This is a genomic window from Leifsonia sp. L25 (assembly GCF_050632895.1).
On record NZ_JBODRZ010000002.1, the window covers coordinates 119,132 to 137,899 of the forward strand.

The window sequence follows — 18,768 nt, forward strand, 5'->3', positions numbered from 1 at the left end:
GCAGGCAGACCATCGCATCAACTGGGGGAGTTGACCCACCATCAGCCAGACGTCCGAAGCCGTAGCAACCGATACGTACGACCTGGTGATCGTGTCCAACCGACTACCCGTCGACCGCGTGGTCGACGAGGCCGGGCAGGCGTCCTGGCGGCCCTCTCCAGGCGGGCTGGTCACGGCGCTGCAGCCCGTCATGCGGGCGGAGGACGGCGTCTGGGTCGGCTGGGCCGGTGTCGCGGACGAGGAGATCGAGCCGTTCGAGGCCGACGGCATCAGCATCCTGCCGGTCGCGCTCAGCGAGCAGGAGCTTCAGGAGTACTACGAGGGCTTCTCGAACGACACGCTCTGGCCGCTGTACCACGACGTCATCGCCCAGCCGAGCTACCACCGGGAGTGGTGGGACAGCTACGTGCGCGTCAACCGGCGGTTCGCCGACGCGGCCGCGCGCGTCGCGGCCCACGGCGCCGTCGTGTGGGTGCACGACTACCAGCTCCAGCTCGTCCCGGCGATGCTGCGGGAGGTGCGGCCGGACCTGGTCATCGGCTTCTTCAACCACATCCCGTTCCCGCCCTACGGCATCTACTCGCAGCTCCCGTGGCGCCGGCAGATCATCGACGGACTCCTCGGCGCCGACGTCATCGGCTTCCAGCGGGTGGCCGACGCGGGCAACTTCTCACGCGCCGTCCGCCGGCTGAAGGGCTACGAGACCCGCGGCCCGATCATCGAGGTGCCGATCGACACCGACGACCCCGAGTCCGGTTCGCACCGCCACGTGACGACGAACCGCCACGGCGGCCTCGTGCGCACCGTGCTGGCCCGGGCCTTCCCGATCTCGATCGACGCCGAGGCGTACCAGGAGCTCGCCCGCCGCCCGTCCATCCGGGAGCGCGCCAAGGAGATCCGCGAGGAGCTCGGCAACCCCGAGACGATCATGCTGGGTGTCGACCGTCTTGACTACACCAAGGGAATCGGGCACCGGCTGAAGGCCTTCGGCGAGCTGCTGCACGAAGGCGGGGTCAGCGTGGAGGACGTCACGCTCGTGCAGGTGGCGAGCCCGAGCCGCGAGCGCGTGGAGACCTACCGTCAGTTGCGCGACGAGATCGAGCTCACCGTCGGACGGATCAACGGCGACTACGCCACCCTCGGCCACACGGCCATCGCTTACCTCCACCACGGCTACCCCAAGGAGGAGATGGTCGCGCTGTATCTCGCGGCCGACGTCATGCTCGTCACCGCCCTGCGCGACGGCATGAACCTGGTGGCCAAGGAGTACGTGGCCACCCGGGTGGACGAGGACGGCGTGCTGGTGCTCAGCGAGTTCGCCGGCGCCTCCGACGAGCTTCGCCAGGCGCTGCTGATCAACCCGCACGACATCGAGGGCCTGAAGGACGCCATCCTCCAGGCGATCGCGATGCCGAAGCGTGACCGGATGCGCCGCATGCGCGCCCTGCGCAAGAAAGTGCTCACGAACGACGTCGCCCGCTGGTCCGCCAGCTTCCTGGAGGCGCTCACCCGGAGCGCACACGGCGATCACCCCCTGCAGAACCCGCCGGTCAACCGGCGCTGACCCCGTTCACGCAACCGAGAGCCGCATGACAGACACCTCCCTCCCGAACGCCGCCACCGATCCGCAGCCGGCCGCCATCGCCCTCGCGACGGCTGTCGCGCGGCTGGCGGGCGCCGATCGACTGCTGCTCGCACTGGACTTCGACGGCACGCTCGCGCCCTTCGTCGACAAACCGAAGGCCGCCCGGATGCTTCCGGCAGCGAAAGCCGCCCTGGACCGCCTGGAGGCGCTCCCGGACACCTGGGTCGCGTACGTCTCGGGTCGTCCGCTCTCCAGCCTGGAGATCGTCACCGAGGCCGACGAGGACGCCCTGCTGATCGGCTCTCACGGCGTGGAGATCCGCTTCGGCCGTGACGGCGTCTCGCTGGACCTGAGCCCCGAGGAGCGCGCGACGCTCCAGAAGCTGGGCGAGACGCTCGGCGCGCTGGTCGACAGCGTGCCCGGCACCCGCCTGGAGGTCAAGCCGGTCGGCTTCGGCGTCCACTACCGCCTGCTGGAGGGCGCCGAGGGCCAGGCCGTGGTGGCGCGCGCCTATGAGGCCGCCGCGTCGGTCAGCGACTCCCTCACCATCCGCGACGGCAAGGACATCATCGAGTTCTCGGTCCGCGGAGCCAACAAGGGCGACGGCATCGAGCGCCTCCGCGAGTACACGAAGGCGACTGCGGTCCTCTTCGCCGGCGACGACGTCACCGACGAAGACGCCTTCGCGGTGCTGCGGCCGGAGGAGGGCGACCTGGGGATCAAGGTCGGCCAAGGCGAGACGGCTGCGCAGTTCCGCGTCGCGGACGAGCGGGCCGTGGCGACCCTGCTGGGGTTGCTGGCGGATGCGCGCGGGGACGCGGCTCAGTCAGCGGAGGGCTGAACCGGGCAGCACCCGGATCGCGTCGGGGCGTTAGAACAGCCCAAAGAATCTTGTGCTTGCGAACAGGAAGAAGCTCCAGCCTGCTGGAACGCAGCTCATGATGTCGAGGACAACTGAGAGTGCGGCAAGCCCGCGCCGACTTTCGACCCACAGTGCTCGAACGGAGATCGCACCGCTCGCGATCAGCATCGGGAGGTACAGGACGCTGGCTGCGACGGGCAGCATGAGCACCGCGCCAATATACATAGAGAACGAAACTGGCTTATGTGAGGCGTCGATGACATTCCCGATGATCATCGCGGCGCCGAACACGAGAACAGCGCCGACCCACAACAGGAACCCCGCGAGGGGCGTGCGACTTCCGGGGCGCGGTGCCCTTTCGCGCGGGTTGCACAGGCGTCATCTCAGACGCGATCGGCGGCTTCGACGGGTCCTGGCTCATTCTTCGATCGCTGCGCACTCGCTGCTGATCCAGATGGTCATTCCTGTGGTGCTTGCGCTGAACTGAAGGCTGGCCTTGTGTTCCAGCGCCACGCTGATTTCGGTGAACTGCTCGTCGTCGGCGTCATTCGGGCCGATTTGGCCGATCCTGTAGCCGAGGCTGTCCCAGTACGAGCGGACCTGGTTGATCGCCGCGCTTGGGTTTTCAAGCGGTCTCACCTGGGATATGAAGATGTCGTATTGCTCGGCGGTGCCATTCATGTCGCAGGGGACCAGATATCGCCATCCAGTTCGGTCGGTGGGGTCGAAGGCGCTTGGCGGTGACGCGGAGTCGAGCCATTCGCCCCCGAGGAGTTGGACCAGGTCGTTGGTTTGCTGGATAGTTTCGCCCAGGAGTTCGGTGTGGGATTTGGTGGAGAGTCCGTTGGGTGGGGAGAGGACGTCGTCGTTGCGGTTGGTCATGATTCCTCCTAGTGAGCAGCCGGTCAGAGTCGCCACTGTCAGCGACGACACGATCACCCCTGTGAAGACGTGGTGTTTCATTGTTTCTTGCCGGTTCCGGGGATGCTGGTGCCGCCGTTGATTCTTCTATCGAGTCCGAGACTGGCTGCGGCGGTGTTGCGGAGCGCTTCGGTGTCTCTGTCGAGGTAGCCGTGTCCTTTGGTGGCGTGGGGATTGAACAATGACCCGTTGTCGGTACCGTATCCGATGGGGTCGTGCCCGTCGGTTGTCTGGAGGTTGTGTTCGGGGTCGCCTTCGGAGGAGAACCGACGTGCCCTGAACGAGTTGTCGCGGGGGTCTTTTCGCCCGGAGAGCCCACGTCCCGCGTCGGCGACATCGTCGTGGGACGACTGGCTTGCGTATACGTGTTGCTCGCCGCCGTCAACGTGCAGGGCGTCCACACTGGCGATGTTCTGCTCGACTCCGGCGGATGCCAGAAACACCACGGATTGCACGTAATGGTTCAGGGTGGTGACGGCGTTGGCGGCGACGGTGGTGCCGTAGGAGTGGCCGACGACGGAGGTGTATGGGTGGGGGTTGCCAGCGAGGATGAAGTCGGCCGCCCATTGCCCGTCCAGTTCGTGGGACAGCCGGTCGCCTCCGGCCCGGGTTCGCCCATCCCGGTGTTCATACCGGGTACCGTCCAGGTGACCTTTCCGGATTTCTCCGCCTCGGTCTCCCCGATGGCGACCGCTGCCAACGGTGGGTCGTGGCGCAGATTGTAGGACAGCAGCCCGCGCGGCGGGTCGAAGCCTCGCGCGAGCTTCTCGTAGTCCAGCCAGGGGCCGGAGAACTTGTGCACGTTGAGTGCCGTGAGAATGTCCCGCAGCGCGATTCCTTGTGGTGAGTCCGGGTCGATCTCCGGGTCGTAGAGGTCCCGGCGCAATTGGATCGAGTTCGCGTGGATGCGCGTCTCCGCGTCGAGCCCGGGAAGGTTGCCGATGATCGTCGGCGCGAACTGGCACCAGGCCTCCCTGACCTCCGAAGAGAGCCCCTTCCACCAGGAGGCCACCCGTTCCGGCGGAGGCGGGTCGTCCCAGAATCGTTGCGCCAGGCGGGGATCCTCCGCGAGCAGCTTTTCGACCTGCTCGGGGGTCAGCGCGGTGAGCAGGTCCAGCAGCCCCGATCCGCGGGCGGCGGCGGATTCGACCCCGGTGATCGTCCCGAAGAGCGTGACGAAGTTTCCGAGTTCCGGGAGGGAGGCATGGGGGAGGGCGCCGTGCAGGGTGGCGTCGAGCTGTCGGACGAACGCGTCCTCGGCGGTGTCGTAGTCGTCCTTGGCGATCTGCGCTTTCCTCCGGGCGTCGTCCAGACACTGCTGCGCGTCTTGGAGGCGGAACCGGGCATGGAGCAGTTCGGTCTCCGCCGCCGGGTCCAGGCTGCCGGTCCCTGCGAAGCCGACGCCGGTCCGCAGCCCGAGCGAGGCCTCCGCCAGCAGGAGGTCGGCCTGCGCGAGCTCGGCGTCCTGCAGCGCCCGGTCGGTCGCGGTCTGCGTCTCGGCCATCGCGGTCGACCACCGACGCGCGGCATCTGAGCCTTCGTTGTGGCGCCCTGAGGCGACTCGGGCCCCGTCGACGACGCTGCGGAGCCGTTCTGCAAAGACCTCGGCCGCGACGCCGGACCAATAGGGAGCCGCGATCGTCGCGTGCACACTGTCCAGCACGTTCGACCGGTGCCACAGCCATTCCGCCGTCCTCCTCAGCTCGGCGGCCAGTGTGTCCACCGTCTCCACCGAGCCGGGGGTCGGGTCGGAGTCGAACCCGACGGGTGACCAGTCCCACGAGCTAGAACGCACGAGCCGCACCGCCGAACGTCTTCGCATCATCGTGGTCACGCCTGTCGTACGCGTCCGCGGTGGAGCGGAGGACGTGCTGGAGGGCTTCGACGCTGCCCGTCAACGCCATACGCCCGGGATGCCAATAGCCGTCGAAACGCTCCAGTGCGTCCATCGAACGCGGTGAGCCGACCCCGTCGGGGTCGACGTCCGGCCAGTGGCGCCCCTGGATCGCCTCGGCCAATGTCTGCGCGCTCGTGCGCAGGTGCTCGGTGTCGGCACCGACGGTTCCTCCCACGTCGCCTCCCTTGCTCACGATGAGGAACACCATATAGGAACACCAATGCGATATGGCAATGTCAGTACTGGCGCCTGAAGAGACTGGGTTGTCCACAGCCCCCGACGCATGGCCGACCCGGCATCCAAACGGTCCTAGAGTTGTCACATGCCAGAGATCGATTGGAAGCCGCGTTCGCGCGTCGTCACGGACGGAATCGAAGCCACCACCAGCCGCGGGATGCTGCGGGCCGTCGGCATGGGCGACGCGGACTGGGAGAAGCCGCAGATCGGCATCGCCAGCTCGTGGAACGAGATCACGCCCTGCAACCTCTCCCTCGACCGGCTCGCGCAGGGCGCGAAGGAGGGCGTGCACTCCGGCGGAGGCTACCCGCTCCAGTTCGGCACCATCTCCGTCTCCGACGGCATCTCGATGGGCCACGAGGGCATGCACTTCTCGCTGGTCTCCCGTGAGGTCATCGCCGACTCGGTCGAGACCGTCATGATGGCGGAGCGCCTCGACGGCACCGTGCTGCTGGCCGGCTGCGACAAGTCGCTGCCCGGCATGCTCATGGCGGCCGCGCGGCTCGACCTCTCCGCGGTCTTCCTCTACGCGGGCTCCATCGCGCCGGGCTGGGTCAAGCTCAGCGACGGCACCGAGAAGGACGTGACGATCATCGACTCGTTCGAGGCGGTCGGCGCATGCAAGGCCGGCAAGATGAGCGAGGAGGACCTCAAGCGCATCGAGTGCGCCATCGCCCCGGGCGAGGGCGCCTGCGGCGGCATGTACACCGCGAACACGATGGCCAGCGTCGCCGAGGCGCTCGGCATGAGCCTCCCCGGCTCGGCCGCTCCGCCCTCGGCGGACCGCCGCCGCGACTACTTCGCCCACCGCTCGGGGAGGCCGTCGTCAACCTGCTCAAGCAGGGGATCACCGCGCGCGACATCCTCACCAAGAAGGCGTTCGAGAACGCGATCGCCGTCGCCATGGCGTTCGGCGGCTCGACCAACGTCGTCCTCCACCTGCTGGCCATCGCGAACGAGGCCGAAGTCGAGCTCACGATCGACGACTTCAACCGGATCGGCGACAAGGTGCCGCACATCGGCGACCTCAAGCCGTTCGGCAAGTACGTCATGAACGACGTCGACCGGCACGGCGGCGTCCCCGTCGTCATGAAGGCCCTGCTCGACGCGGGTCTGCTGCACGGCGACTGCCTCACCGTCACGGGCAAGACCGTCGCGGAGAACCTGGCCGAGATCGACCCGCCCGCGCCGGACGGCAACGTCATGCGCTCGCTGGACAACCCGATCCACCCGACCGGCGGACTCACCATCCTCAAGGGCTCGCTCGCCCCGGAGGGCGCGGTCGTCAAGACGGCCGGCTTCGACGCCGACGTGTTCGAGGGCCTGCCCGGGTCTTCGAGCGCGAGCGGGCGGCGATGGACGCGCTGACCGAAGGGCGCATCAGCGCAGGGGACGTCGTCATCATCCGCTACGAGGGCCCGAAGGGCGGCCCAGGCATGCGCGAGATGCTCGCGATCACTGCCGCCATCAAGGGCGCCGGCCTCGGCAAGGATGTACTACTATTGACGGACGGACGATTCTCAGGCGGCACAACCGGCCTGTGCATCGGCCACATAGCACCCGAAGCGGTGGACGCAGGTCCCATCGCCTTCGTGCGCGATGGTGATCTGATACGGGTCGATATCGCGGCTCGCTCCCTCGACCTACTTGTCGACGAGTCAGAGCTGACCGCCCGCCGTGACGGCTGGGCGCCTCTTCCTCCGCGCTATACCCGTGGCGTACTCGCGAAGTACTCCAAGCTCGTGCACTCCGCTGCGGAGGGCGCGGTCACGGGGTAGCCTTCGCCCCACTCGGATTCATCAACCGCTTCGCACGTAAGGGATCGATAAGGCATGACGCCGGATGCAACCCCCAGTTCAGTGTTGCCCCCCGCGGCGCCCGGAAAGGCGTCGCCCGAAATCCTGACCGGCTCCCAGTCGGTCGTCCGCACCCTCGAGCTCCTCGGCGTCACCGACGTCTTCGGGCTGCCGGGCGGTGCGATCCTCCCCATCTACGACGCGATCATGGACTCCTCCGTGATCCGTCACATCCTGGTCCGTCACGAGCAGGGCGGCGGTCACGCGGCCGAAGGCTACGCCTCGGCGTCCAACAAGGTCGGCGTCGCGATGGCGACCTCCGGTCCCGGCGCGACCAACCTCGTCACCGCGATCATGGACGCGCACATGGACTCCGTGCCTGTCGTGTTCATCACCGGCCAGGTGTTCTCCACGCTGATGGGCACGGACGCGTTCCAGGAGGCCGACATCGTCGGCATCACGATGCCGATCACCAAGCACTCGTTCCTGGTGAAGAAGGCCGAGGACATCCCGGCCACCATCGCCGCGGCCTACCACATCGCCGGCACGGGACGACCGGGCCCGGTGCTGGTGGACATCACCAAGGACGCGCAGCAGAACGCCGTGCCGTTCGTCTGGCCGCCCAAGATCGACCTCCCCGGCTACCGGCCGATCACCAAGGCGCACGGCAAGCAGATCGTCGCCGCGGCCCAGCTCATGGTCGAGTCGAAGAAGCCGGTGCTGTACGTCGGCGGCGGCGTCATCCGCTCGCGTGCCTCGCAGGAGCTCCTGGAGCTCGCCGAAGCGACCGGCATCCCCGTGGTGACCACTCTGATGGCACGCGGGGCGTTCCCCGACACCCACACGCAGCACCTCGGCATGCCCGGCATGCACGGCACGGTTCCCGCGGTGCTCGCCCTGCAGGAGTCCGACCTGATCGTGTCGCTCGGAGCGCGCTTCGACGACCGGGTCACCGGAAACACCTCGCTGTTCGCGCCCGATGCGAAGATCGTGCACGTCGACGTCGACCCCGCCGAGATCTCCAAGATCCGAGTCGCCGACGTCCCCATCGTCGGCGATGCCAAGGACGTCATCGTCGATCTGACCGCGGCCTACCAGGACGCCACCCGCGCGGGCGCGCCCGACCTGGTCGAGTGGTGGACGTACCTCAACGGACTCCGCGAGGAGTTCCCGCTGGGCTACACGCCCACCAGCGACGGCCTGCTCGCCCCGCAGCACGTCATCCAGCGGATCGGCGAGCTCACCGGGCCGGAGGGCATCTACACCGCCGGCGTCGGCCAGCACCAGATGTGGGCGGCGCAGTTCATCAAGTACGAGCGTCCCAACTCGTGGCTCAACTCCGGCGGAGCGGGCACGATGGGCTACTCTGTGCCGGCCGCGATGGGCGCCAAAGTCGCTCAGCCCGACCGCGTCGTGTGGGCGATCGACGGCGACGGCTGCTTCCAGATGACCAACCAGGAGCTGGCCACCTGCACGATCAACAACATCCCGATCAAGGTGGCGATCATCAACAACTCGTCGCTCGGGATGGTGCGCCAGTGGCAGACGCTGTTCTACGACGGCCGCTACTCGAACACCGACCTCAACACCGGCCACGACACCGTGCGCGTGCCCGACTTCGTGAAGCTCGCCGAGGCGTACGGCGCGCTCGGCATCCGCGTCACGAAGGAGGAGGAGGTGGACGCCGCCATCAAACTGGCGCTGGAGACGAACGACCGCCCGGTCGTCATCGACTTCGTCGTCAGCGCCGATGCGATGGTGTGGCCGATGGTGCCGCAGGGCGTCAGCAACAGCTACGTGCAGTACGCACGCGACCACAGCCCGTCCTTCGGAGAGGAGTGACCCCCATGAGCACACACGTTCTGAGCCTCCTCGTCGAGGACAAGCCCGGTCTGCTGACCCGGGTCGCCGGCCTCTTCGCGCGGCGCGGCTTCAACATCCACTCGCTGGCGGTGGGCACGAGCGAGGTCGACGGCCTCTCGCGCATCACCGTGGTGGTGGACGTCGAGGAGCTGCCTTTGGAGCAGGTCACCAAGCAGCTCAACAAGCTGATCAACGTCATCAAGATCGTGGAGCTGGACCCGGCGCAGTCGGTCCAGCGCGAGCACCTGCTGATCAAGGTGCGGGTCGACAACTCGACCCGCTCCCAGGTGCTGGAGGCGGTCAACCTCTTCCGCGCCCGCGTCGTCGACGTGGCCACCGACGCCCTCGTCATCGAGGTCACCGGCGACAGCGGCAAGACCCAGGCGCTGCTCAAGGTGCTGGAGCCGTACGGGATCAAGGAGATGGCCCAGTCCGGCCTCCTCGCGATCGGCCGCGGCGGCAAGTCCATCACCGAACGCGTCTTCAAGAACTAGACTCGCCCTCCGGGCGGCGAAAGAACTAACGCACGAACCACATCACGAAGGAGAACCCACACAGTGGCTGAGATCTACTACGACAACGACGCGGACCTCTCGATCATCCAGGGCAAGAAGGTCGCGGTCATCGGCTACGGCTCGCAGGGCCACGCGCACGCGCAGAACCTCCGCGACTCGGGCGTCGAGGTCGTCATCGGCCTCAAGGAAGGCTCGAAGTCCAAGCCGAAGGCCGAGGAGGCGGGCTTCCGCGTCCTCTCCGCCGCCGACGCGGCCAAGTGGGCCGACGTCATCGTCATCCTCGCGCCCGACCAGGTGCAGCGGAACCTCTACAAGGACGACATCCAGGCCAACCTGGAGGAGGGCAACGCTCTCGTCTTCGGCCACGGCTTCAACATCCGGTTCGGCTACATCGAGGCGCCTGAGGGCGTCGACGTGATCATGGTCGCCCCCAAGGGCCCGGGCCACACCGTGCGTCGCGAGTACGAGGCCGGCCGCGGCGTCCCCGTCATCGTGGCCGTCGAGAAGGACGCGACCGGCAACGCCTGGCCGCTCGTCCTCTCCTACGCGAAGGGCATCGGCGGCCTGCGGGCCGGCGGCATCAAGACCACCTTCACCGAGGAGACCGAGACCGACCTGTTCGGTGAGCAGGCCGTGCTCTGCGGCGGCGTCTCACAGCTCGTCCAGTACGGGTTCGAGACCCTCACCGAGGCCGGCTACCAGCCGCAGGTCGCCTACTTCGAGGTACTGCACGAGCTCAAGCTCATCGTGGACCTGATGTGGGAGGGCGGCATCGCCAAGCAGCGCTGGAGCGTGTCCGACACGGCCGAGTACGGCGACTACGTCTCCGGCCCGCGCGTCATCGACCCGCACGTGAAGGAGAACATGAAGGGGGTGCTCTCCGACATCCAGGACGGCACGTTCGCCAAGCGCTTCATCGCCGACCAGGACGCGGGCGCGCCCGAGTTCCTCGAGCTGCGCAAGAAGGGCGAGCAGCACCCCATCGAGGCCACCGGCCGCGAGCTGCGCAAACTCTTCGCCTGGAACGCGTCGAACGACGACGACTACGTCGACGGCGAGGTCGCGCGCTGATCCAGCCGCGCTGAACCACGGCATCCTGGACGGGGCCGCACCGAGCGTCGGTGCGGCCCCGTCCGTCGTCGGCGCGCAACCCGGCCGCGGCTCACGCCGCGTTGTGCTCGATCACCGCGTCCGGACCCGGGTACACGAGTGTCTCGTGCCCGTCGTCGAACCGGACGAGGTACGGCGGGGCGCCGTCCGCGCCGCGCACCTCCACCACCGAGCCGTGGCGGTCGGCGGACTCCACGTGGGTGCCCCGGATGCAGATCCGGTCTCCGATCGTCGCCTGCATGTCGGCCTCCTCCTTGAACCCTCACTGCCGACGTTACGCCGGGGCCGTCGTGCCGGGAATGCCGCTATCGTGGGCCGCATGCCCGAACCCCGCCGCACTGCCGTCGAGATCGCCGTCCAGGACATCGCGGGCGTGCGCGTCGCCCTCGCCGAGGGCGCCGACCGGGTCGAGTTGTGCGTCGCGCTGGGCCTCGGCGGGCTGACCCCGTCGGCCGGTCTCGTGCGGGCCGCGGTCGAGCAGGCGCGGGAGGACGGTCGCGCGGGCTTCACCCACGTGCTGGTGCGGCCGCGCGGCGGCGGCTTCGTCTACGACTCCGACGAGCTCGGCACGATCGCCGCCGACATCCGCTTCGCCCGGGAGGCCGGCGCCGCGGGCGTGGTCGTCGGTGCGTTGGACGAGGCGGGGCGCATCGACCGCGAGGCCGTCGCCCGCTTCGTCGCGGAGGCAGCCGGTCTCGAGGTGACGTTCCACCGGGCCTTCGACACGCTGCCAGACCCGCTGGGCGCGGCCGACGCGCTCGCGGAGCTCGGCGTCGCGCGCGTCCTGACCTCCGGCGGGGCCGCACGCAGTGTCGACGGCCTGGACGGGCTGCGGGCGCTGGCCCAGCGGGTGGGCGGCCGGGTGCAGGTGATGGCGGGCGGGGGAGTGCGCGTGCAGGACATCCATCGCCTCATCGCGGCCGGCGTCGACGCCGTGCACCTCTCCGCGCGCACGTCGGTGTCGGGCGCGCCGAGCGGTCCCGGCGGCGGAGACGCTGCCTACGACATCACCGACCCGACCACGGTCGGGGAGGCGGTCGCCGCTGTCCGCACCGCCGGTTCGTAACGCGGCGAAAGGCGGCGTTGCGCTCCCGCTAGAGTTAAGCAACCCGCGCACCGACGACTGCTGCGCGCCTTCTCCCAAGCCAGCCTCCCTGTAAGGAACTGCCACGTGACAAAGCCGGTCGTGCTGATCGCCGAAGAACTTTCGCCCGCTACCGTCGACGCCCTCGGGCCGGACTTCGAGATCCGCAATGTCGACGGAACCGATCGGCCCGCACTGCTCTCCGCCGTCTCCGACGCGGACGCCATCCTGGTGCGCTCGGCCACCAAGGTGGACGCCGAGGTGATCGGCGCGGCGAACAAGCTGCGCGTGATCGCCCGCGCAGGCGTGGGCCTCGACAACGTCGACATCAAGACCGCCACCAACGCGGGCGTCATGGTCGTCAACGCGCCGACCTCCAACATCATCTCGGCGGCGGAGCTCACCGTCGGCCACATCCTGAGCCTCGCCCGGCACATCCCGGCCGCGCACAGTGCGCTCGCGCAGGGGCAGTGGAAGCGGTCCAAGTACACCGGCGTCGAGCTCTACGAGAAGACGGTCGGCATCATCGGCCTCGGCCGGATCGGCGCGCTCATCACCGCGCGCCTGCAGGCGTTCGGCACCAAGGTCATCGCCTACGACCCCTACGTCACCAGCGCGCGTGCGCAGCAGCTCGGCGTCCAGCTCGTCAGCCTGGACGAACTGCTCACCGACGCGGACTTCATCACCATCCACATGCCGAAGACCCCGGAGACCACCGGGATGATCTCCGACGACCAGCTCGCGCAGATGAAGCCGACGGCGTTCATCGTCAACGTCGCCCGCGGTGGCCTGATCGATGAGGACGCCCTCTACCGCGCGCTCAGCACCAAGAGCATCGCCGGCGCCGGCCTCGACGTGTTCGTGAGCGAGCCGCCGACCGAGTCGCCGCTCCTGGAGCTGGAGAACGTCGTCGTCACGCCGCACCTCGGCGCTTCCACCGACGAGGCCCAGGAGAAGGCCGGCGTGTCGGTCGCCAAGTCGGTGCGCCTCGCGCTCTCCGGGGAGCTCGTGCCCGACGCGGTCAATGTCGCCGGCGGCGTCATCGACCCGTACGTGCGCCCCGGCATCCCGCTGGTCGAGAAGCTCGGCCAGGTGTTCTCCGGCCTCGCGCACAGCCCGCTGACCAGCATCGACGTGGAGGTGCGCGGCGAGCTGGTCGACTACGACGTCAGCGTGCTCAAGCTCGCGGCCCTCAAGGGCATCTTCACCAACATCGTCTCCGAGACGGTGTCATACGTGAACGCGCCGCTGCTCGCCGAGCAGCGCGGCATCGAGGTGCGTCTCATCACCGATTCGGTGAGCGAGGAGTACCGCAACCTGATCACGCTGCGCGGCGCGCTCAGCGACGGCTCGCAGGTGTCGGTTTCCGGCACGCTCACCGGCACGAAGCAGATCGAGAAGGTCGTGGAGATCAACGGCTACGACGTGGAGGTGCCGATCGCCGAGCACCTGATCGTCATGGTCTACGACGACCGCCCCGGCATCGTCGCGGTCTACGGCCACGAGTTCGGCGAGGCGCGGATCAACATCGCGGGCATGCAGATCGCGCGGACGTCGGCCGGCGGCAAGGCGCTCAGCGTGCTCACGGTCGACTCACGGGTGCCCGAGGGCCTGCTCGAGAAGGTCCGCGTCGCGATCGACGCCGACCTCCTGCAGGAGATCGACATCAGCGAGTCCTGACCCTCCCCTTCGGCAAAGATGTTGTCGCGCGCTGTCGATTTCGACGGTTGACTTGCGTCGTAGGGATGTCGCCCGAGCGGGGCGGCGTTCCGACGAAGTGAGGAGACCACGATGTCCGACGAGTACGTTCTGCTCATCCACGAGCCGAACTGGGACCCCGAGGCGATGACGGCGGAGGAGTGGCAGGCGGGCATGGCCGGCCACAAGGCATTCCAGGACGCCGTGGTCGCGGCCGGTGAGCGGATCGTCGCCACCGGCGCACTGCAGCCGATCACCAAGGCGACGAAGATCACGCCGCGGGAGGGCGGCGCCCCGCTGATCACCGACGGGCCGTTCAGCGAGACCCGGGAGGTCGTCACCGGCTTCTACAGCTACACCGCTTCGACGCCCGAGCAGGCCAGGGAACTGGCCGCGATGGTGCCGACCGGGGGTGGGTCGAGCTGTACCCGGTGCTGGTGCTCGACACGGTGCGCTGAGCCCCGCCGGCGGCGCTGCGGATGGCGGACAGCGCGACGACGCGCCTGGGGAGGGCGGGGCCGTGACCCCGGCCTCCCGGATCGAGCGCGCCTACCGCGAGGACGCCGCCCGTATCCTCGGCGCGGTCGCACGCACGACGGGCGACCTCCTGCTCGCCGAGGACGCGGTGCAGGAGGCGTTCGCGCGCGCCGTCGCGGAGGCGGCGCGCGGCCGCGAGCCGCTGAACCCGGCGGCCTGGATCACGACGGTCGCGCGCCGGGTCGCCCTCGACGCGTTCCGGCGCGAGCGGTCCGCCCGGAGGGTCGCGCCGATGCTGGCCGCGGAGGCCGAGCGCGCCGAGAGCGCGGCTGCCGCCGACGCGGAGGAGAGGGGTGGTGGGGTGGTGTTCACCGGCGATGAGCGACTGGATCTCATCCTGCTCGTCGCGCATCCCGACCTCGCGCCGGAGACGCGCGTGGCGCTGGCGCTGCGGCACGTCTGCGGCGTTCCGACCGCGCGGATCGCCGATGCCTTCCTCGTCTCCGAGCCGACGATGGCTGCTCGGCTCACTCGCGCCAAGAAGCGCGTCCACGACTCCGGCCTCCGGTTCGCCCTCGACGACCGCGCGGCCGTCGCAGCCAGGATGCCGGACGCGCTGACCACGATCTACCTGCTCTACACGGTCGGGCACGCGACCGCGGACGACCGGTTGCGCGCCGACGCGATCGCCCTCGCCCGCGACGCGCACCGCATCGCGGACGATGCGGAGAGCGCCGGACTGCTCGGCCTGCTGCTGCTCACCGAGGCCCGCCAGGCGACGCGGCTGACGGCGGACGACGAGTTCGCGACGCTGCGGGAAGCCGACCGCACGCGCTGGGACGTGGCGATGATGGTGGAGGGGGAGCGGCTGGCGACCGTCGCGCTCGATGGCGCGAGGGACGGCGACGGGCGCTACGGGCTGCAGGCGGGCATCGCCGGCCTGCATGCGATCGCCCCGACCTGGGAGGCCACCGACTGGCCGGCGATCGTCCGGCTCTACGACGGGCTGGTGCGGGTCTGGCCGAGCGCGTCGGCGCGCCTCGGCCGGCTCGTCGCCCTGGCTCACAGCCCGGACGCCGGACCGGAGGTCGCCCTCGCCGCGCTCGACGCCGAGGCCGACCCGTTCGCCGGACCGCTGGACTCCCGGGCGCACGCGGTGCGCGCCGAGCTGCTGAGGCTGGCGGGGGACCGGGCGGGATCGGAGGCCGAGCTGCGCCGCGCGATCGGGACGGCGGGTGACGACCGGACACGCAGGTCGCTGCTCAGGCTGCTCGCTGCGGGCGGCGCCTGAGCGCCCGCTCAGTCCTGCGCGCTCAGCCGCTCGACCAGCCCGATCAGCTCATGGAGGTCGGTCTCGTCGCGGAGCACGGTGTTCGCCGCAGGCAGCAGGGCGGAGTTGTAGTACATCCCGTCGCCGATCAGCATGATGGTCAGCGCCACCATCCGGTCGCCCACGACGGCCTCCAGCTCGCTGAGCCACTGCCGCTGGGCGTCGGCGAGGGCGTCGCTCGCGCGGGCGTCCGACGCCTGGGCGAGCCGGGCGATGGCGACGATCACGCGTTCCAGGCGGTTGTCGGACGGGATGGACGTCCGCAAGAAGTAGGCGACCGGCCCGTCCGGCGCTGCCCGCATGTGCTCGATGTCTTCGGCGAGGTCGGCCGCGAAGCGCTCCAGGACGCCGTCGACCAGGGCATCCTTCGACGCGAAGTGGTAGAGCAGGCCGCCCTTGGAGACGCCCGCCCGCGCGGCCACGGCCTCCAGCGTCGCCGCGCGCTCGCTCTGTTCGGCGAGCAGGTCCTCGAACGCGTCGAGGATGCGGTCGCGGGCGGACCGCGCGGCGGGAGCGGACGAGGTGGACGCCGATGCGGCGGGGGAGGCCATGGGGCCATGCTAGCCGCGACACCGCTGCGGTCCCGTGTCAGCGGCCCCGGCTCAGCGGCTCCCGGCTCAGCGGCTCCCGGCTCATTGACTACTGTACCGTCCGGACGGTACAGTAAATCCATGACCGCGACCGCCCGCCCCGACCGCATTCCGGCCGCCGCCGAGCCGATGGCGCAGCCCCCTGCGCCCACGCCCGCCCGCGCCGGCACGCGCGCCCGCGCCGGCACGCGCGCCTGGGCGGCCCTGGTCGTCCTCATGCTCCCGGTCCTCCTGGTGTCGGTCGACAACACCGTGCTGGGGTTCGCGCTCCCGGCCATCACCGAGGCGCTGCGGCCGTCCTCCACCGAGATGCTCTGGATCGTGGATGTCTACCCGCTCGTGCTCGCCGGCCTCCTGGTCGCGATGGGCAGCCTCGGCGACCGGATCGGCCGGCGGAAGGTGCTGATGATCGGCGCGACCGGCTTCGCCGCCGTCTCGGCCGCGGCCGCGTTCGCTCCGACGGCCGACCTGCTGATCGGGGCGCGGGCGCTGCTCGGGGTGTTCGGCGCGATGCTCATGCCGTCCACGCTGTCGCTGCTGCGCAGCGTGTTCCAGGACCGAGAGCAGCGCCGCGTCGCAATAGCGATCTGGGCGGCGGGCTTCGCGGCCGGGTCCGCGCTCGGGCCGATCGTCGGCGGGCTGCTGATCGAGCACTACTGGTGGGGCTCGGTGTTCCTGCTCGCGGTACCCGTGCTCATCCCGCTGCTGGTGCTCACTCCGCTGCTCGTGCGGGAGTCGCGCGACCCCGAGCCGGGGCCGGTGGACGTCGTGTCCATCCTGCTGTCGCTCGTGACGATGGCGCCGATCGTCTACGGGATCAAGGAGTTCGCGGTGCACGGGCTCGCGCTCGTGCCGGTGCTCGGGGCGGTCGTCGGGGTGACCGCCGGGGTGCTGTTCGTCCGGCGTCAGCTCCGGAGGCCGGTGCCGATGCTCGACATGCGCCTGTTCCGGCGCGCGGCGTTCAGCGGCGCCGTGCTGATCAACCTGCTGAGCGTGATCGCGCTGGTCGGCTTCCTGTTCTTCGTGTCGCAGCACCTCCAGCTCGTGCTCGGGATGCCGCCGATGCGGGCAGGGCTGGTGCTGCTGCCTGGGCTCGCGACCATGATCGTGTCGGGCCTCCTGGTGGTGCCGGTGGCGCGGCGGTTGCGGCCCGGCTTCGTGATCGCGGGCGGCCTGTGCGTCTCGGCAGCGGGCTACCTGCTCGTCGCGGTGAGCGGCGGGGACGCCTCGTGGGGCATTCTGCTGACGGCGTTCGTGCTGCTCGGGGCGGGCATCGGCGCGGCGGAGACCGTGTCGAACGAGCTCATCGTGTCGACGGCGTCGGCGGACAAGGCGGGCGCGGCGTCGGCGGTGTCCGAGACGGCGTACGAGCTGGGCGCGGTGCTCGGCACGGCCACGCTCGGGAGCATCATCATCGCGTCGTACCGCGCCGCGATCGTGCTGCCGGCCGGGCTGAGCCCGGCCGACGCGACCGCCGCCGCGGACACGCTCGGCGGCGCGGTGACGGTCGCAGGCGGCCTCCCGAGCGGGGCGGCGGCCCAGCTCCTGGGGTCCGCGCGCCACGCGTTCGACAGCGGCATCGCGCTCACGTCCTCCATCGGCGCCGGGCTGATGCTGACGGCGGCGGTGCTGGCGCTGGTGACGCTGCGGCGCGTGCGCGGCTGAGCGGGGCGCGCCGGCCGTCGGCGCGGCGATAGTGTGTAGGGGAACCGTCCGCCCACCGATCAGTGCAGGAGCGTCATGAGCAGAACCGTCCAACTCGCCGTCATCCCCGGGGACGGAATCGGTCCGGAGGTGATCGCGGAGGCGGTCAAGGTGCTCGACGCGGTCACCGCGGGCAGCGAGCTCGCGTTCGAGAAGACGCATTTCTCGCTCGGCGCCGACCGCTACCTGGCGAGCGGCGACGTGCTCACCGACGACGACCTCGCGGCGATCGCGGGACACGACGCCATCCTGCTCGGCGCGGTCGGCGGCAGGCCCGGCGATCCGCGGCTGGCCGGGGCGAACATCGAGCGCGGGCTGCTGCTGAAGCTGCGCTTCTCGCTCGACCACTACGTGAACCTGCGGCCGACGACCCTGTTCCCGGGCATCGCGAGCCCGCTGGCGAACCCCGGGGAGGTCGACTTCGTCGTCGTCCGCGAGGGCACGGAGGGCCCGTACGTCGGCAACGGCGGCGCGATCCGGCAGGGGACGCCGCACGAGATCGCCAACGAGGTCTCGGTGAACACCGCCTACGGTGTGGAGCGCGTCGTGCGTTTCGCGTTCGAGCAGGCCGAGCAGCGCCGCAAAAGCTCACGCTGGTGCACAAGACCAACGTGCTCACCTTCGCGGGCGGGCTCTGGAAGCGCATCGTGGATGCCGTCGCGGCCGAGCATCCCGAGGTGGCCGTCGACTATCTCCACGTCGACGCGGCGACGATCTTCCTGGTCACGGATCCTGCTAGATTCGATGTGATCGTCACGGACAACCTCTTCGGCGACATCCTCACCGACCTCGCGGCCGCGATCAGCGGCGGCATCGGACTGGCCGCCTCGGGCAACATCAACCCCGCGGGCGAATTCCCGAGCATGTTCGAACCGGTTCACGGATCGGCCCCCGACATCGCCGGCCAGCAGAAGGCCGACCCCACCGCCGCGATCCTCTCCGTCGCGCTCCTCCTCCGCCACCTCGGCGCCCGGGAGCTCGCCGAGCGGGTCGAGCAGGCGGTGACGTCCGACCTCGCCGCCCGCAGCGGCGCCGCGCGCACGACCTCCGAAGTGGGCGACGCGATCGCGGCCCGCGTGACGCAGAATTGACGCATCGC

16 protein-coding genes and 3 pseudogenes are annotated in these 18,768 nt (G+C 69.7%); 12 read left to right on the top strand and 7 right to left on the bottom strand.

Translation table 11 applies throughout. The annotated features are described in order from the left end of the window. Positions 1 to 91 precede the first annotated feature (91 nt). Positions 92 to 1,564, top strand: coding sequence for an alpha,alpha-trehalose-phosphate synthase (UDP-forming) (gene otsA / locus ACRAWC_RS01310; protein ID WP_431346564.1), 1,473 nt, complete (start codon positions 92 to 94; stop codon positions 1,562 to 1,564). Positions 1,565 to 1,589: 25 nt separating this feature from the next. Next, complete coding sequence (gene otsB, locus ACRAWC_RS01315; protein WP_431346132.1) at positions 1,590 to 2,426, top strand: trehalose-phosphatase; 837 nt, start codon at positions 1,590 to 1,592, stop codon at positions 2,424 to 2,426. Between the two features lie 30 nt (positions 2,427 to 2,456). Here otsB and ACRAWC_RS01320 read toward each other — a convergent pair whose 3' ends face one another. The 5 genes from ACRAWC_RS01320 to ACRAWC_RS01340 all read right to left on the bottom strand — a co-directional run bounded on the left by ACRAWC_RS01320 (position 2,457) and on the right by ACRAWC_RS01340 (position 5,473). Next, on the bottom strand, positions 2,457 to 2,738 hold the full coding sequence (locus ACRAWC_RS01320; protein WP_431346133.1) for a hypothetical protein: 282 nt from the start codon (positions 2,736 to 2,738) through the stop codon (positions 2,457 to 2,459). Between the two features lie 126 nt (positions 2,739 to 2,864). Continuing rightward, positions 2,865 to 3,329 carry a hypothetical protein gene (locus ACRAWC_RS01325; RefSeq protein WP_431346134.1) on the bottom strand — a complete coding sequence of 155 codons (465 nt, stop codon included), beginning with the start codon at positions 3,327 to 3,329 and terminating at the stop codon, positions 2,865 to 2,867. A 77-nt stretch (positions 3,330 to 3,406) separates the two neighbouring features. Beyond that, positions 3,407 to 3,946 carry an alpha/beta hydrolase gene (locus ACRAWC_RS01330; protein ID WP_431346565.1) on the bottom strand — a complete coding sequence of 180 codons (540 nt, stop codon included), beginning with the start codon at positions 3,944 to 3,946 and terminating at the stop codon, positions 3,407 to 3,409. Then, entirely contained in the window at positions 3,832 to 5,163 is a 1,332-nt protein-coding gene (locus tag ACRAWC_RS01335; RefSeq protein ID WP_431346580.1) for a hypothetical protein, read from the bottom strand. The genes ACRAWC_RS01330 and ACRAWC_RS01335 overlap by 115 nt, the downstream gene beginning before the upstream one ends. After that, positions 5,153 to 5,473, bottom strand: a complete 321-nt coding sequence (locus ACRAWC_RS01340) for a hypothetical protein (protein WP_431346135.1) — start codon at positions 5,471 to 5,473, stop codon at positions 5,153 to 5,155. The genes ACRAWC_RS01335 and ACRAWC_RS01340 overlap by 11 nt, the downstream gene beginning before the upstream one ends. 114 nt (positions 5,474 to 5,587) lie before the next feature. Here ACRAWC_RS01340 and ilvD point away from each other — a divergent pair. The 4 genes and pseudogenes from ilvD to ilvC all read left to right on the top strand — a co-directional run bounded on the left by ilvD (position 5,588) and on the right by ilvC (position 10,747). Continuing rightward, a pseudogene (ilvD, locus tag ACRAWC_RS01345) lies at positions 5,588 to 7,280 on the top strand (dihydroxy-acid dehydratase). Positions 7,281 to 7,334: 54 nt separating this feature from the next. Continuing rightward, positions 7,335 to 9,140 (top strand): acetolactate synthase large subunit, encoded by a 1,806-nt coding sequence (locus ACRAWC_RS01350; protein WP_431346136.1) that lies wholly within the window; start codon positions 7,335 to 7,337, stop codon positions 9,138 to 9,140. 5 nt (positions 9,141 to 9,145) lie between these two features. Further along, positions 9,146 to 9,655, top strand: coding sequence for an acetolactate synthase small subunit (ilvN, locus tag ACRAWC_RS01355; RefSeq protein WP_185277752.1), 510 nt, complete (start codon positions 9,146 to 9,148; stop codon positions 9,653 to 9,655). 63 nt (positions 9,656 to 9,718) lie between these two features. Next, positions 9,719 to 10,747, top strand: coding sequence for a ketol-acid reductoisomerase (gene ilvC / locus ACRAWC_RS01360; protein ID WP_431346137.1), 1,029 nt, complete (start codon positions 9,719 to 9,721; stop codon positions 10,745 to 10,747). A 91-nt stretch (positions 10,748 to 10,838) separates the two neighbouring features. On the opposite strand, the gene ACRAWC_RS01365 is transcribed toward ilvC, so the two are convergent. Next, positions 10,839 to 11,027 (bottom strand): DUF1918 domain-containing protein, encoded by a 189-nt coding sequence (locus tag ACRAWC_RS01365; RefSeq protein WP_431346138.1) that lies wholly within the window; start codon positions 11,025 to 11,027, stop codon positions 10,839 to 10,841. Between the two features lie 78 nt (positions 11,028 to 11,105). Between ACRAWC_RS01365 and ACRAWC_RS01370 the strand changes: the two genes are divergently transcribed. The 4 genes and pseudogenes from ACRAWC_RS01370 (at position 11,106) to ACRAWC_RS01385 (ending at position 15,336) form a co-directional block, all read left to right on the top strand. Continuing rightward, the gene (locus ACRAWC_RS01370; RefSeq protein WP_431346139.1) at positions 11,106 to 11,852 is read left to right on the top strand and encodes a copper homeostasis protein CutC; all 747 of its coding nucleotides are present in this window, start codon (positions 11,106 to 11,108) and stop codon (positions 11,850 to 11,852) included. Between the two features lie 105 nt (positions 11,853 to 11,957). Then, complete coding sequence (gene serA, locus ACRAWC_RS01375) at positions 11,958 to 13,550, top strand: phosphoglycerate dehydrogenase (RefSeq protein ID WP_431346140.1); 1,593 nt, start codon at positions 11,958 to 11,960, stop codon at positions 13,548 to 13,550. Positions 13,551 to 13,715: 165 nt separating this feature from the next. Next, positions 13,716 to 13,967: pseudogene (locus tag ACRAWC_RS01380) on the top strand (YciI family protein); the annotation flags it as partial. Between the two features lie 121 nt (positions 13,968 to 14,088). Then, the gene (locus ACRAWC_RS01385; protein ID WP_431346141.1) at positions 14,089 to 15,336 is read left to right on the top strand and encodes an RNA polymerase sigma factor; all 1,248 of its coding nucleotides are present in this window, start codon (positions 14,089 to 14,091) and stop codon (positions 15,334 to 15,336) included. Between the two features lie 8 nt (positions 15,337 to 15,344). Here ACRAWC_RS01385 and ACRAWC_RS01390 read toward each other — a convergent pair whose 3' ends face one another. After that, positions 15,345 to 15,926, bottom strand: a complete 582-nt coding sequence (locus ACRAWC_RS01390) for a TetR/AcrR family transcriptional regulator (RefSeq protein WP_431346142.1) — start codon at positions 15,924 to 15,926, stop codon at positions 15,345 to 15,347. Positions 15,927 to 16,094: 168 nt separating this feature from the next. Here ACRAWC_RS01390 and ACRAWC_RS01395 point away from each other — a divergent pair, with 168 nt between their 5' ends. After that, a complete protein-coding gene (locus ACRAWC_RS01395; RefSeq protein WP_431346566.1) occupies positions 16,095 to 17,630 on the top strand; it encodes an MFS transporter in 1,536 nt (511 codons plus the stop codon). A 75-nt stretch (positions 17,631 to 17,705) separates the two neighbouring features. Then, positions 17,706 to 18,760, top strand: a pseudogene (locus ACRAWC_RS01400) (3-isopropylmalate dehydrogenase). Positions 18,761 to 18,768: the final 8 nt, after the last annotated feature.